We start from the raw sequence: 15,467 nt of genomic DNA, 5'->3' as shown, positions 1-15,467 counted from the left end.
CACTGCCCATATAGCAGCGCTTGGGAGTTTCATTCGGGTTCTAAATGACACGCTTATCTCGAATAGCTGAGACAGACTTTCCAAGGCCCTTGCGAATCGGCTATTCTCGCCGGTATGGCCATTCGAAGCATTATCGAGTCAGATCTCAGCGGGAAGCCGGATGCAACTACAGCTACGTTCGGCTTGGGTGACACCTGGTACGAGGTCGACCTCACACCTGAGGAGCAGAAGAAGCTTGAGGAGGCGCTGAAGCCGTACCTGAAGGCCAGCCGGAAAGCCGGACAGTCGGCACCCAAGAAGCGAGTCGTCCCCGAGACGACTCCCGAGGAGCGCGACAAGATCCGCGAGTGGGCCAAGAAGGAGGGCTACGACTTCGCAGAGCGCGGGCGTATCCCCAAGACGGTCATGAAGGCCTATGACGAGGCGCACGACATCGATCGGAGCAAGTAGCGCTGAGCCTGGTGTTCGCCTCCCGGCCGCCCCCCATCCGTCCTTGAAGGGCCCTGCAGCACACTGCAGGGCCCTTCGTGCGTCTCAGAACGGCGGCAGCGACGGATGGATCACGTTGGTCGTCTTGATCCCCGCGGCTCGCGCGCGAGACCTGCAGTGGATGGTGCCGTGCGAGAAGTGCCCCGGCGTATGCGGCATGAGCTGCTCCTGGCCTCGCCGCGGACATCCGGGCTTCCGGTAGAGACCGAGGAAGGCCGTGCACAGTACCTGAGCCCCGGCCTCGCAGAATACCTGGGCGGCATCGACCATCTCCTGGTTGCGTTGGAAGCCGGCCACTCTTCCAGTGGGTCGACCAGTCGGCGGGGAAGGTGATGATCTCGAAGCCTGCGTCCCGCCACAGCAGCTCGGCTATGGCGTCGGCACCCTTAGGGCAGTGCCCCGAGAGGAGCACCGGCCGGGTGACGTTCTTGGGGCCCCAGTCGCGCCAGGCGTCATTGAACGTCTCACGCATGCTCCTCTCGTCGTTCCATCTGCGGGAACCGGTGACGAGGACGACGTGCGAGAACGATTCTGGAATCATTTCAGCAATCAATCGACTCTCCTCTCCCCGTGACTCGGCGGTCTCCACAGCTGGAGTCGAGAGCTGCGGCCATGCTGTCCGGGCAGGCGTGGCGGCCTGCCTGTCGCTGGCTCATACCGGCCGACTGGTACTGGACTCGATGATGGCCAGGTCCTTCTCCAGGTGGAGCTCGACGCGGATCCGATCGTCGCTACACATCGGCATGAGGTGGACGGTGTACCTCCCGTCATCGCTGCGGGAGACGTGCACGGTGACGACCGTGCTGTCCTCGTCGTCGGTGAAGTCGACGTTGCCGATGTCGTCGGCTTGGCCGGAGCGCATCACCTCGACGACAGCTTTGCTGTCGGGCTGCCACAACTTCGGTTCGCAGCGGGCCCCGGTGTCGTAGGGCGAGAGTTCGGGCTGGGATTGCGTCATGGCGATGCCTCTTCGTGGTCTCGGGTACCGGTGGCGAGCATCGGGCGCGGACCCCGGCGGAGGGTGATATCGATGTTCGACGGAGCGCCCGTGCCAGCTCCGCTGGCTTGACGACCCGGCAGATTTCGCAGGCGTGATCTGCTCCCGGATGGGTCGCGCAGCGACCCGTCGGCCGGGGTGTCACTTCCCGCCTGAGCCAGGCGCACAGCGCCAGGCGATCCACCACTGCTGCACCCTTTGCTGCTGTCCACATCTGTGGACAACTGGAGTGGGGCAGTGGTGGGGCTTCCTCTCTCAAGCGCAGCGCTGGGCATAGCCGGAGGGAGCGTCTGTCGGCGGCGGCTGAATCCTGGTTCTGGATCACTTTCAGTGCCAGGGCCACGGAGGGTCACCGAAACCGCAATCATGAACGGCCTCGCGCGTTGAGGAGGACTCGTTTGCGGAGGAGGTCGAAGTTGGCGCGGCCGAACATCTGCCTCTTCAGCATTTTGATCTTGTTGTTGTGGCCTTCGACGGCGCCGGAGCTGTAGCAGAGGCTGAGGCCGGCGACGACAGCATCGAGGTCTTGACCGAGGCCGGTGACGAAGGTGTGCAGGGCGGGCAGGTTGTCGGCCGTCACGCTCTCAATCCACTGATCCAGGTGCTTGCCCTGACGGTTGTTCATGAGTTCGGCGAACGCGCGGACGTGGTGGGCGGTCTGGTCGAGTGCTGGGCAGCGCGCCAGGATCGCTTTGAGCTGCTGGGCTTGGTCGTCGGTGAGGCGGTCGGGGTGGCGGGTGAGCCAGCTGGTCACGTTCCGCACTGATGGCGCTTTGCGGGGAGGGTCGTGCGGGAAGTTCTCGCGGAGTTTGGCCACGTACTTCTTCACGACGTTCACGCCGCCGGGGTAGCCGCGCTCGCGTACTTCCTCGAAAAGGCGGCGGCCAACGGTGCAGCCCTCGGCCCACCGCTGGTGGAGATAGGGCTTATATGGGTCGAGGATGCTGGTGCGGCCGGTCCACCGGCCGACCAAGAGCTCGTCCGTGCCCGCCGCATTTGCATAGCGGCGAACGGTGTTGCGGGCGAGCCCGAGCTGGCGAGCGATCGCGCGCAGGCCGACGCCTTGGCTGAGCAGAGCGTGGACTGCCGCGTGCTGTTCCCGGACGCGGTCGGAGAGCCTGCCAGTTGTCCGGAGCCCGGCAGGAGAGGGTGGGTCGAGGTCCACCGCGTTCTTCATGGCCGCGCTGACCTGGGACGTGGTGGAGTCGTGCGGCTCACGCAGCAGAGCGCGGTGCTGGACGACGGTCTTCTCAACGGCCTCGGCGAGGTTGGACCAGATGTGCCACCGGTCCGCGACGTGGACGGCGTCCGGGGCACCGAGTCGTCCGGCCTCGGCATAGGCGGTGGCGCGGTCTCTGCAGATCACCTCGATGCCGGGATGGTCGGCGAGCCATCGGGCGACCGTCGACGTCTTCCGGTCTGGCAGTAGGTCGATGGGCTGGCTGGTTTCGATGTCGATCAGGATCGTGCCGTAGTTGTGGCCTTTACGGAGCGCGAAATCATCCACCCCGAGCACCCGCGGTGTCGAGGCCGTGGGCTCAGCCAGGCGACGGATCAATCGCAGCAGCGTCGACCTGCTCACCCTGGCCGCCAGGGCATGGGACAGACGAGCGCCGGCCCGGCCAGCCAGCATCACCGCCACGCGCTCCAGCACCATCTGCAGTCCTGCGCTTCGCCTGCCGTGCCGGACGGTCAGCCCGTCGACCTGTTCGGCGAACGTCGACTGCCTGCAGGAACGTTGACCACAGCGGAACCGCCGTACCTGTAACTCGATCAGTACCGGGCGCCCGCCGACCGCGCTGTCGGCAAGCCGCCGTACATACCTGCTGTGCACCCGAGACGACCGTGCTCCGCACGCTGGACAGGCCACTGGCCCCGCAGCCGTCCGGGCCCGTACAACCACCAACTCGCCATCGGACACGACATTTTCGATCACGACACCTTCAACCTGGTGGAACCACAGGTCCTGGAGGACGACATCAGCCACAGCCGTTCATGATTGCGGTTTCGGTGACCCTCCGTGGCCCTGGCACTGAAAGTGATCCAGAACCACGATTCACCCGTCGCCGACAGCGTCAGCGACCGACGGACCTGTGAGCGAAGCGAACGGTGGAACCCGTCGGCTATGCCGACTAACACGTCCTCGGAGCGCAGCGGAGAGGCCGAGCGAAGCGAGGGTCCGCAGGACACGTGTTATCAGGTTCCCTTATGCCCTTTTTGCTTTCTTGCCGTCGTCATCGCTGTTCCACGGCTGGAGCGTTAGCAGAAGCCTGGAACATCAGGGGAAACGGTCCGTACCCTCTTGCCCCGTACCCCTCCCCCTTTTCCGCGCAGCGGGGGTACGGGTCTGGCTGTTTCGCCTGGTCATTGCACCTTCTGGCTGTACTGCTGTTTTGCCGTCCGTGATACGGCCGTGCCCCCGCGCTGATCCACCCTCGCGAGGTACGAGCGAGGTGTGGGTACGGGTCTGCTCCTGACGGGGCGCAGCCCCGGTTCATCGCCTTGCTGCCGCAGGCGGCACAGCCCTCGCCGCGCAGCGGATCCTTCCTCTCGCGACACCGTCGCTCCGGCTGTGGACGACGCTCTGCTCCATCGCTCGCTGCGGACGGTGCAGCCGGCCTCGCCCCATCGCGTTGTGCTGGCTGCACCGACGTGGACTCCACCTCGCTCCGGTCGTTGCTCCGGTGCTGCCGCGGCAGCGTGCCAGCACTTTATGCACCGCGTCCGAGGCGGGCGTTCCGCACTGTGCCGACGACGCACGTTCCGGCCCCGGGCTGTGCTCCGTCTCGCGCTTGCGCGGCGAGCCCGGGGTGGTTCTTCGTGGACGCATCAGAAGAAGAGAGGCCCGGCTGTTGCGACCCATCTGCCCATCGAGCACAGCGAACAGCTCCAGCGTCATCGTGCCGTTGTCGACTTCCTCCAGGGGCTGCTTCCGCAGCAATGGCCTCTGCTCTTCTGCTCCCACGGGCCCTTACTGCGGAAGCAAGTCGTTCCCCGCAGGCTCACTGCGTGCGGGGACCTACTCCCCCTTCGCTCCTTCTCCCTTTCGCTCCTTCTCCCTCTGCTTTCCTCTGCGCGACCATGACGGCCCGATGCTGCCCCTGTACCGACCGACCGTCGCACCAGCGCTGTGCCAGCACCGTGCCGGCGGCTCGTCGGCGGCTGTCTTGATCTCGCTCCGCCGGCGTTCCGTGGCTGCGCTGCCGAAGTCCGCCGAAGGGCTTCGGCAAGGGGCACAGACAGGCTCTTCGGCCCTATGAAACGGTGCCTCCCGCGCGTCTCCGAGGTGACTCATCGGGACACACAGGGGACGCGACTGGAACAAGCATAAGACTCCGACTGTCGCTGTTGGGTCTCTCAGAGTCCCGTACGCGTCCTCATGGTGTCTCGCGCGCGCCCCGACAGCGCCGCACTGGCGTCGCACGCAGACCCTTCGGAGGACTCACCTGTGCAGGGATTCCGGGTGGCGTCTCTCAGGAGACACGACCGGGACGCCAATGGGGCCTCATCCGTACTCCAATGCGGCTCCTCGGGATCAGTGCTGTGACCGCAGGTGTCTCGCAGGCGTCCCGCATGCGCACTTGCCGCGTCGCAGGTAGGGCGCAAAGGCGCACGGCGGCGGCGGCCTGCGTGCGGTCGCCCCAGGTGGAGGTACGGGAGTGCCTCACAAGCGCCCCCGCCGGTACTCGATAGGGACTCGAACAGCGTCTCCCTTGCGTATCGAATGGGACTTGCATAGGACGCGACAGGGGCACTAGAGTGAACTCGCATCGATTCGCATGCGAGGTGAAGCGCGAAAGGCGGTGAGTCCATATGGCAGGGCGAGAGACATCCGGCGAACGACCGGATGGAGTGCAGGATCGAGTGGCGGGGCGAGGTGAGTGCGATGGCGAATCAGTCGGGTGAACCTCGCAAGGTCCGCTGGACCGTGCCCGCTGCCGATAGCTCGGTGATCGAGTGGCTCAATGAGCAGACGGACATCTCGCAGTCGATTCGACTGCTCATTCGGGAGTCCATTCAGCGCGACGGATACGTCGACGTCTACTACAAGCCTGTCGAGCAGCTGCCGCGTCGCGGCCGGCCGCCGCTGGAGAGCACCGAGCAGCGCGAGGACGATGAGGCGGTCACCGAGCGCCGTCCGGCCGCTAGGCCGGTTCAGCTGCAGCCGCAGCCCGTGGTCACCGACCAGGCCGACGCCGTCGTCGAGAAGACAGCACCAGCGCCGGTAGCCCAGCCCGAGGCGGTTCCCGCACCGGTTGAGACGGCCGAGGAGCCCGTGGCAAGCGCCCCCAGCGCACCGCCGGAGCCGCCGAAGCAGGCATCCATCGACGAAATCATGGCGAGTACTCGGCGCTGAGTGACGCGGTGAATTTCATTTTCCAGGCAGACAACACAGACACCGAAGGACCGAATTCATGAGCGCCAACAGCAACGACACCCTCACTCTTACCGGCGGCATCGACGTCGGCAACGGCTACGTCAAGGGCGTCATCCAGAACACGAAGCAGGGGACTTTCGACGAGATCGATCTGCCCAGCGCGGTCGTCTCGACTTCCCGCACCTCGCCGAAGGTGCCGCTCCCCGACGCGGATGCGGCCTCCGTGCTGGCCGGCGACTTCTACAACCAGATCGACTGCTCGCTCACCACTCCCCTGGTGGCGGCGTCGGACCGCCGGATCTTCGGCCGGGCGGCGCTGAGCGTGCGCGGCTCGAAGTTCACCGAGTTCGAGGTGCTGGGCAAGCACTCCAAGGCCGATCAGGAGCTGAGCAAGGTCCTGGTCCTGGGTGTCTTCGCCGCGAAGGCCCTGCGCGACTACGTCCGCGAGAACGGCGCGCTGCCCGATCACGAGCTGCGCGTGCAGGTGCGCGCCGGCCTGGCGCTGCCAATCTCCGAGTTCGTCGCGCGCCGCCACGCCTACGCCGCCGAGTTCATCGGCCTGCTGGGTAGCTCCGACCCCGCGGTGCACCTGGTGACGATCAAGAACTTCAGCACCCCGGTCTCGGTGCGCCTGCAGTTCGTCGACGTCCAGGTGATGGCCGAGGGTGCCTCCGCGCAGTTCGCCATCACCGACAAGGGCGAGCCGCTGGCCCAGGCTCTTCTCGATGATCTGCGCACTCGCGACGCCTCCCTCGTGGAGGGCGTCTCGGCCTCCGATCTGGTGGCGGTGCAGCACACCATCGGCGTCGACGTCGGCGAAGGCACCGTGAACTTCCCGGTCTTCACCGACGGCCGGTTCAACCCTGAGGCGGCGGCCACGCTCGACGAGGGCTACGGCACCGCCCTGATGAACGCCATGGAGCGCATGAGCGAGTCGGACGCCACGCTGCAGTTCTCCTCGCGCAAGCAGCTGGCGGACTTCCTCCACGCGGAGCCGTCGGTGCTGGTGAAGAACCGTCACCAGCGTTCCGCCGGCTTCGTCGAGGACGAGGCCGGCTACCTGGTCGACGAGATCGTCTCTTCCTTCGGCGACGTCCTCTCCCAGGCCGGCGCGACGACCGAGGTCGTCTACGTCTACGGCGGCGGCTCGGGCCCGATCAAGCACCTGCTGCACCCGGTGCTGCTGAAGGCCGCCGGCGACGTGCCCGTGCTCTACCTCGACTCAAGCTACTCGCGGCACCTGAACCGCGAGGGCCTGTACATCGCGGCACGCCACGTCGAGCAGCAGGCCCTCGCTGCGAAGCCCACGGGCAAGCGCAGTAAGGAGGTGGCCTGATGTGTGAGGCACTGGATGCGCTTCCGGGCTCCGCCGCGGTCCTCACGCCCGGCTCGAAGAGCGCCATCGAGCCGAGCGTATGAGCGGCTACCGCGAGATCGTGAAGCTGCTGGCGGCGAACACCGGCGCGAAGCGGATGAGCGAAGTCTTCGACAACTTCGTCGAGATGGCGGCGCTGGCTCTGCGCAACGCCGTGGACGTCCGCGGGAGCGAGGCCTGGGAAGCGCGCGAAGCGCAGTACCTCCAGATCGCCGACCGCTACAGCAGAACAGAGCTGGACCGCTTCGCGCACGCCCTGGTACTGGTGACCACGGAGATGGAGCGCGAGCCCTGCGACGTACTCGGCCGCCTCTACATGGAGTTGGAGCTCGGCAACGAACGGCTCGGCCAGTTCTACACGCCCTACGACATCGCCCGGCTGATGGCCGAGATGCAGATCGGCTCGGTGGTCGAGCAGGTGCACAGGGACGGCTTCGCCAATTTGTATGAACCCAGCTGCGGCGCGGGCGCGTTCATGATCGCCCTGTCGGAGGCCATGCTCGAGCACGGTCTGAATCCGCAGACGCAGCTGCACGTGACGGCGGAGGACATAGCGCCGCAGGCCGTGCACATGATCTACGTCCATCTGACGCTGCTGCACATCCCCGCGGTGGTGCGCCGTCGCGACGTCCTCACGCTGGAGACCTTCGACGCGTGGCCCACTCCCGCTCATGTCCTGGGTGGTTGGAGCCGGAAGCTCAGGCTGACCCGGGCGGTCAATGGATCACGGCGGCTGACCATCGTGTCACCTCAGGAGACCACCGAAAAACCCGCTGCTGCTCTGGAGGTGCAGCGATGACGAACCCGCAAGAACGAACCGATCTCTCTGACGTCGAGAGCGACGACGCCCCGGCCGTGCAGCCGCCCGCCGGTCCTCCTCCACGAAGGCCGCCCATGAGCACCGACGCACGCACCGACGTCGCCCGCCAGCACGCCACCCCGGCCACCGGCCCCGACTCCACGAGCGTCGGCGAGCAGACGGCCGATCCCTACGTCCGGCACGAAGCCGCCGACCCCGGACACAGCGAGGCTCTCGCCCCTGCGGATCAGGAGACGGCAGCCGAGTCGTGCCCGGCGTGCCAGCGCAACGAAGTACGCGCAGGACGCTGCGGCGGATGCGACGCCGCCGTCGGTGCCGAAGCAGCGGAGGCCGCGCTGGCGGGCATGCCCCGGAACGCAGGCGTTCTGGTGCGCGAGGCAGCGGAGCTGGGCTGGGACGTGCGCGCGGAGCGACGCTGGACCGGCCGCCTGTGGGTGCGCGCCGCAGTGATCTCCGGGCTTGTGCTGGTGCGCGCCGGGGTGGAGGAGACAGAGCACGTGTGCGCGTGGAACGAGGCGACGGGCAAGCTCGTGACTTCCGCCTCGACCGGCGGGTTCAAGGCGGTACGTGAGGCCATCAAGGCCGTGCGCGTCGTCTCGCGTGAGCAGGAAGCCACGGGCCGGACGGTGTGGGGTCGGGACGCTGCGGAATGGGTCCGGCAGATGGACGGCGCCGTGGTCAAGGTCAGTGCCGCCCTGTGCGATGCGCGGGACATGTTCAACGCCCTCGACGGCTCCACGCCGACGGGCGCGCGGGCGGTGGAGCTGGCCTCCGTCGCCTACGCGGAAGCCAAGACGGCGGAGCGGTCAGCCACCGACGCCGTCAAGACGGCGCGGGCGTGGCTGGCCGAGACCAACGGCGACGACGCGCGAGGGTGTGCGTCGTGGCGGCGCGCGGTCGTGCTGGCCGGGCAGCACGTCAAGGAAGCCGGGGAGACGATCGCGGACGCCGTGGCGCGCGCGGCGCGGGAAGCGCTCGCCGCTGTGATCGTCGAGGAGGCGCAGGAGGGTCTGAACGCCCAGGAGGCCGGGTGGCGTGAGCGGCTGGCTGCGTCGGGCCGTGAGCCGTCGGCGCGCGGGTACGCCGGGCTGATCACGATGTTTGAGGACTCCTCGCGCGCCTGGTGTGCATGGTTCGACGGCTACACCGACTACGACGGCGTGCAGCATTCAGGGCAAGGTGACCCGTCGCGGTCGTTCGTGGAGCAGTACGACGCCTGGGGAAAGTCGAAGCACTCGGACCGGTCGGTTCACGTCCCGTCGCGGTACACCTCCGCCTCCCTGATCGCCGGTGACCGTGTCGCCGCCGCCGCCGTGGCGTTCACGCTGGCCGTGGTCGACCGGATTGAGGGGCGCGGCGCTGAGACCCTGCGGAAGGCGGAGGCCGCCGTCCGCAAGAACCCGCAGGGGTTCGGCACCGGAAACGACCGCAAGCACCTGGCCGACTGGTCCAAGTACCCGCACAACAGTTACGGGGAGCCGGCCCGGCTTGCCGAGCACGCCCGCGCCGAGTGGGCGGCGCTCGAGACCGCTCAGGCTGCGTACAACGGCGTTGAGGACTTCCACAACGCCCTGTACTGGGATGCGTACTACGCGGGCGAGCGGGCGAACGCGCAAGCGGCGGCCGACCGTTCCGGGCTGGCCGGGCGTGATGACGCCCGCGCGGAGCGCGCGGAGTCCGGTCGTTCGGCGGCCCAGTGGGCGGCAGCTGTGGAGCGGCTGACGGCGGCCCGTGTTCGTGTGCGGGAGGCGGTGGTGCTCGCCGCCGGTGACGTGGAGCGGGCGCAGGCGTGCGGGGAACGCGTCCGGGAGGGTGACGCGCTCGCTGATGACGTGTGGTCGGCCGTCCGCTTCTGTGAAGAGGCGTACGACGACGTGAACCGTGCGAAGCGGGACGCCGCCCGCTATGCGGAGTCGGCACAGACCTACCGCGAGGCGGGCGCCCTGTCGGACTACGTGGCTGAGTGCGCGCGCATGGAGGATGCCGCCGCCCGTGCCGAAGCCGGACGTGAAGAGACGCTGAACCTGTACGGGTGCGCGTTCGATGATGCCGCGAAGGCGGAGGAGACTCGGCACGCCGCGTGTGCCGCACTGCCCGAAGGGGAGCGTCCGGCGGCCGTTGTCGCTGAGGTGACGGACTTCAAGCCGTGGGGCGCCGGGCTGCGCCTGGTGTGCGCGTGCGGCGCGGTCCACGCGCCGACCGTGCCCGTGGTCGACGGCGACGGCGCGCACGTCGGGGCCCTGGTGAACGCCACCGACTGGATGGTCAACGGCATGCTGAAGGCAGCCGGGCTGCGCGCCACGGTCGGCCGCGACCAGTGGTCGCGGGGGGTGCTGTTGGCCTCGGTCGACGGCACCGAGGCATGCCACGGCTGGCGCATTCCGGTAGAGGCAGCGCCGGTTGTCTCGCACTGCCGGGGGTGCGGGTTGAGGGTGGCGGACGGCTCACCGTGGCACGCCACGTGCACGCCAGGAGAGCCCACCCCGGTGGCCATGGGGGCTGCTGTCGGGGAGACGTCCGAGGTGGCGCTCGTCGCGGAGTGCGAGCGGATCGCTTCCCTGTCGGGGCGTGAGCTGGCCGAGGAACAGCGGGAGCGGGCGGCTGCCACGGTCGCCGAGGTCGCCGACGCTCCTGGCGCGTCCGGTGACCGGCACGGCATATGGCGGCGGCGGAGCTGACGGCGGCTGAGGCGGCCGTGTCCCGCTACACCGACCGCGGCGCCGGGCAGCCGGGGGAAGCCGACGACGACGTCGCCGCCGCCGCCCCGCTCGCGGCGGCGCTGGGCAAGGGCGAGTCGATCGCGGCCGTGTCGTTTCTGGACGGGCGGGAGCCCGCCGCCGGTTGGGTACTGACGACGGCGGCCGGGCACGCGTTCCGGATCCGGCCCGTCGCCTACAACCGCCTGGCCGAGGACCAGTGGGAGGCTGGACACGATGCTGACGGCTCGTACTGGTGGGCGGCCAACCTTGAGGACCGGCCGCTGACCAACGTGCTCGCCCGGATCCGCGAGGACTCCGCCACCCGTAGCCGGTTCGCCTCCCTGTGGGCGAAGTACGGGCAGTACACGGTGCAGGCTCCGGCGTTCGCGTGCACGCCGGACCGTGTGGAGCTTGAACCCGGCGTGCTCCTGATCCGCCGCTTCGGCGCCGTGGGCCTGGTCGCCGAGTGCCGTTGGGGATTCGAGCACCGGACCGCCGCCGATGGCCGCCAGGGCTGCACGGGTGAGGCCTGGGCCCGCAAGGGGCCCGACAACCGGCAGTACGTCGCCGAGTGGAAGGTATGGAGTTCCGCCCTGGAAAGCGTGGCGAACTCCCGCCTCCGCGTGATCTCCGTGTGCCCCGACAACGACACGGCGGCCGACGCCGACGCGTACTGTGCGATGTCCACGCCCTACGTCGGCAAGTGCAGCGCGAAGCGCTCCGGTGCCCGCTACTGGGTGTCTGTGGTCACCGATCAGGGCTGCGAACTCGGCCGGTTCGTCGCCTGCGCCCGCTGCCTTTCCGGCCGGATCCTGGACGACGCCCATGGGAGCAGCCGGTACTTCGGGCGCGAAGTGGTCGACCTCACCCGCGACTTGGCCAAGGGCGACCCCAAGACCTGCGCCTTGCACTGGCGGCAGTGGGGCGATCGCGCGGCCGCGCGTGAGCGGGGCGGCGGCAAGAAGGCGCAGGACGAGGCGGCCACCCTGGCCGCCGACCTGCGCGCCGACCGTGCCGCCCTGGTCGCCTCGGTCCGGGCGACCAGGGCGAGCCGGGCCGCGTTCTCCGACCGGCTTGATGCCGAGACCACCGTCGAAGACGCGGAGCGCTCCACCGAGGCCGGCGACCACCAGGCCGCCGAGGAGTACGTGGGGCGCGCGTCCGACCAGGCGTCGGCAGTCGTCGAAGCCGCCACCGTGCCGGACACCGCCGGGTGCAGTCCGGCCGCCGAAGCCGTCGAAGAGGCGGAGCAGGCGGATGAAGCCGCCTGCGAGGCTGTCACTCGCTCCGCCTGTTCGAGGGCGGCGGACAGTGACACAGGCCGGTGGCTCGATGAGAGCAACGCCCGAACCGAGCTGCCGCGTATGGGCTGGTGCGTAGGGCTGGCCGATGTCCTGGCAGCCGTGTACGCGGGAGACCTGCACGCGGACACGTCCGGGATCGTTCGCCGCCGTGAGGGCCAGGGCCGCCGGGTGCGGGCCGCCCTGGTCGAGCTGCTGGCGTCCGGCGGCTACATCGCGGTACCCCGCGCCGGTCGGCGCGGGCCTGTCACGGTCACCCCCGACGGCGTCACCGCGCACCGTTGGTGCGTCGCCGCGCCCGATCTGCTGCACGCGGACGAGCGGGCCGCCTACCGGGCGCGGGTGCGGCTTCACCACACCGGCCGCACCAGCAAGCAGACGGCGCGGGACCGCGCCACGCTCCTTACCCCGCTACCGCACGGGGCGGAGGAGGCACGTCGTCGCGCCGCACAGATGCGGCAGGTAGAGCAGTGGGCCAAGGAGATACAGGCCACGCGGGAGCGGCTTGCGTCGGAGCAGGCGGAGCAGGATGCGCAGGCCGAGCAGGAGCGGGCGGCCAAGTGGGAGCGGATCCGGCAGGAGTCCGCGGCACTGCAGGCGGCGGAGGACGACCGCCGCGATGACGGGCGAGTCATGTCACAGTACGGACCGGCCGAAATCGTCATGGGCACGGGCAAGCGCCGTGTAACGGTGCAGCGGATCAGCCCGAGCATCTGGAACGCGACGACGCACGGAACTGTCTACGTGGTGTCGAAGGAGGACTGCGAAGACTGGCCCTGGCTGGTCATCGCGCCGGACGACACGCGCATCGGCGTCTGTTCGGTGATCAATGACGCGCCGTACGCGGACAGTGTCCGGGACATCGTCCGCGCCCACGCCGACGCCATGGAGCGCGGCGAGACGCTTCCCGAGTGGGCGCCGCCCTGCGCCGCCGCTGAGCCCGAGGGGACCGGCCAGGGTCGGTCGGCGACCATCGGCGGCAGCTGCGGCGCAGAGCGGACCGCGAAGGAGCTGGGGCCGGAGCCGAACGGCCCCGAGGGCGTCGACCGCAGGGTGACCGCTGTTGGCCTCTCGTTGCCCGTCGGCTCGCCCGCGGTCGGAAAGGCGTACAGCAGCGTCGTTCCCGCGCGGGCGGTCGGCCTGGACCTGATCGGCTCCAGGTGGGTGGCCGAGTGCGACCGGCACGGCCCCGTTCCCATGAGGCTGAACAAGTTCGGTGACGCGGTCGCCGACGTCGCCGCTGCCTACGTCTACGACAATGAGCAGGATGCGGCTGATGCTGCCCGCGCCCACCTGGACGTGCACGCTCGGGCAGACGCCGACGTGATGACGCCGGAGGACATCGACGCCGCCCGGGCGCTGAACTTTTCCCGCGACCAGTGGTGGACATTGGGGTGGATACGTGACGGCAAGGTGCGCGAGACCCCCGAAGGGTTCAGCGCCTACGACGTCAGCCCGGACCGCGCCGACGTCTCCAAGAGGATCAGGAAGAACCTGCTTCCGCGCCTGTGGGCGGCCAGGTTCGTGCAGGTGTTCGCCGTCGCCCCCGGGGTGCGCGCGTTCGGTCTCACCGACGAGGGAGAGGGGGCGTTGCGTATGTGGTCCAACGCGATACGCATCAACGCCGTCACGGAGCCGGAGAAGGACACCCGGCACACGGCCGTGAAGGACTCCCCCTATCGGTGGCTTTCCGCCGGAGAGACCTGGCCCGGGGAGCAGAAGAAAGCGCAGGCCGTAGCGGACGCGGAGCAGGCAGCCAACGAGCAGGCCGCCGCACTGCGGGCCGCCGAGGACAAGGCGGCGGCCGCGCGGGCCGCCACCCCCACGGCTGACGAACTGACCGTGTTGGAGGCGCTGAGCGCCGAGGGCCTGGACGCGGAGGCGGCAGCCGTGCTGTCGGCCGCGTACATCGGCCATGTGGTCACCCGCCACCGTCCCGGTGCAACCTCGGTGCGCCTCGATGAGGGCCCGGGCGAGGACGAACAGCGTGTGACGCGTACCTACAACGTCAACGGTGTTGAGAAGCAGGTCACGCCGGAGACTGCCAACGCGCTGTCTGCGATCCCCGCGAACCTCACCGACGCCACGGCCGAGACGTGGCACGCGCTGTGCACGTCGGTGGACGAGCGGTACGGGGTGTACCAGCTCAACCTGGCCGCCGCCATCGAGGCAGGCGCGGCGGCGCTCGCACTGCTCGACCAGGCCGAGATGAGCACAGACCTGGAGCCGGGTGACGAGGTGGTCGTTTCCAACCGCGAGGTCGTGGGCGACGACGCTGCCGCGGCGATCGAGGGGAAGGGCGCGACGCTGCACAGCGTCCCGGAGCCGCATCAGTCGACGAGGACCTTTGGCTACGTGCGGACGGCGAACGGGTCCGCGGATTCTCAGCGTGCCGTCATCGTGAAAACGGTCGGCGCGATCCGGATCTTCTCAGATGAGGGCGTCTCAGGAACCACCGCAGGCACTGACCGCCCCGGGTTGCGCGAGCTGGTGGCGGAGCTGCAGGCAGGCGACGAAGTCGTCGTCTGGCGGTACGACAGGCTCGGACGGACCCTCGAGGCGATGCGGGCCGTCGTTGAGCTGGTCATCGCGAAGGGTGCGACGCTGCGCAGTCTTACGGAGTCCCCCGCCGAGGGGTTGTTTTCGATGAAGTTCATGATGGCTGTTGCCGAGTGCGAGCACGCCTGGAAGCTGGAGAAGTAGGAGCACCGCCGGCCGCTGGCGAGAAAAGAAGATCCCCGTGGAGACGTGCGCTCCACGGGGATCTTCGGCGTTCAGAGTGGGTGTCAGGCACACTGTTCGATGCACGTACCAGTACGGCGGCAGCGTCGCCCGTACTGGCCACGCGCGCTGCGTTGCCGGTCGGTTGCTCAACGGTGCCGCGCCACTCGTCGCCGAGCGGCAGCCACTGCTCGCTGTCGTGCTGCTCGGTGCGCCACACGGCCGAGACCAAGGGGTGTTCTTGACGATGCGGTGCACGTACGTCGAGGTGAGCAGCAGGGCGTCGGTGGTCTGTAGCGCGGGTGTACCGCTCACGTAGGCGTCGAGCACGAGCTCGTCGCGGACCTTGTCGAGGGCGACCGCCTCGTGCCGGATACGCCGGGCATCGTCGTACGTGATCGTGCCGTCGGTCCCCTTGGCCGGCACCGCGGCCTCGACTACTTGCCGCGTCCACTCGACGACCGGGGCGGGCATCGGCACGTCATCGTGGCTACGCAGCGCAGCCACATACGCCGCCGGACTCCCGGGGCCGGTCGCACTGCGTACGGTCGTGCCCTCGGCGTGCGTGGTCACGGCGCGGTGCGCCCCTTCCGACTCGCAGACGCCGCACTGCGGCCGCCGCTGGGGCGTGCGGTGAGCGTGGACATGCAGGGTTTCTCCTCGGGTTGGTTCGGGTTCCGTGGCCGT

Annotated in this window: 9 protein-coding genes and 1 pseudogene; 6 read left to right on the top strand and 4 right to left on the bottom strand. The window is 68.9% G+C overall.

From position 1 onward, the window contains the following. Positions 1-114: 114 nt before the first annotated feature. Positions 115-450, top strand: a complete 336-nt coding sequence (locus ACLLJJ_RS34005; RefSeq protein ID WP_434598290.1) for a histone-like nucleoid-structuring protein Lsr2 — start codon at positions 115-117, stop codon at positions 448-450. Between the two features lie 84 nt (positions 451-534). Here the strand turns inward: ACLLJJ_RS34005 and ACLLJJ_RS34000 are convergent, their stop codons facing one another. The 4 genes and pseudogenes from ACLLJJ_RS34000 to ACLLJJ_RS33985 form a co-directional block, all read right to left on the bottom strand. Continuing rightward, positions 535-786, bottom strand: coding sequence for a hypothetical protein (locus ACLLJJ_RS34000; RefSeq protein ID WP_434600703.1), 252 nt, complete (start codon positions 784-786; stop codon positions 535-537). Between the two features lie 67 nt (positions 787-853). Beyond that, a pseudogene (locus ACLLJJ_RS33995) lies at positions 854-961 on the bottom strand (hypothetical protein); the annotation flags it as partial. 180 nt (positions 962-1,141) lie between these two features. After that, positions 1,142-1,447, bottom strand: coding sequence for a hypothetical protein (locus tag ACLLJJ_RS33990; RefSeq protein WP_434598288.1), 306 nt, complete (start codon positions 1,445-1,447; stop codon positions 1,142-1,144). 403 nt (positions 1,448-1,850) lie between these two features. After that, positions 1,851-3,407 (bottom strand): ISL3 family transposase, encoded by a 1,557-nt coding sequence (locus ACLLJJ_RS33985; protein WP_434600592.1) that lies wholly within the window; start codon positions 3,405-3,407, stop codon positions 1,851-1,853. Between the two features lie 1,965 nt (positions 3,408-5,372). On the opposite strand from ACLLJJ_RS33985, the gene ACLLJJ_RS33980 reads away from it, so the two are divergent. The 5 genes from ACLLJJ_RS33980 (at position 5,373) to ACLLJJ_RS33960 (ending at position 14,762) form a co-directional block, all read left to right on the top strand. After that, positions 5,373-5,843: a hypothetical protein gene (locus tag ACLLJJ_RS33980; protein WP_434598286.1), complete on the top strand. Its 471-nt coding sequence runs from the start codon at positions 5,373-5,375 to the stop codon at positions 5,841-5,843. 58 nt (positions 5,844-5,901) lie between these two features. Beyond that, positions 5,902-7,200: a ParM/StbA family protein gene (locus tag ACLLJJ_RS33975; protein WP_434598284.1), complete on the top strand. Its 1,299-nt coding sequence runs from the start codon at positions 5,902-5,904 to the stop codon at positions 7,198-7,200. A 79-nt stretch (positions 7,201-7,279) separates the two neighbouring features. Next, on the top strand, positions 7,280-8,038 hold the full coding sequence (locus tag ACLLJJ_RS33970; protein ID WP_434598282.1) for an N-6 DNA methylase: 759 nt from the start codon (positions 7,280-7,282) through the stop codon (positions 8,036-8,038). Between the two features lie 95 nt (positions 8,039-8,133). Continuing rightward, the gene (locus tag ACLLJJ_RS33965; RefSeq protein WP_434598281.1) at positions 8,134-10,737 is read left to right on the top strand and encodes a hypothetical protein; all 2,604 of its coding nucleotides are present in this window, start codon (positions 8,134-8,136) and stop codon (positions 10,735-10,737) included. A 17-nt stretch (positions 10,738-10,754) separates the two neighbouring features. Beyond that, positions 10,755-14,762, top strand: coding sequence for a recombinase family protein (locus ACLLJJ_RS33960; RefSeq protein ID WP_434598279.1), 4,008 nt, complete (start codon positions 10,755-10,757; stop codon positions 14,760-14,762). The last annotated feature ends 705 nt before the right edge of the window (positions 14,763-15,467 follow it).

Source organism: Streptomyces sp. A5-4 (assembly GCF_051131715.1).
Taxonomy (GTDB): Bacteria; Actinomycetota; Actinomycetes; order Streptomycetales; family Streptomycetaceae; genus Streptomyces.
This window is presented reverse-complemented; position numbering and strand designations above follow the sequence as displayed.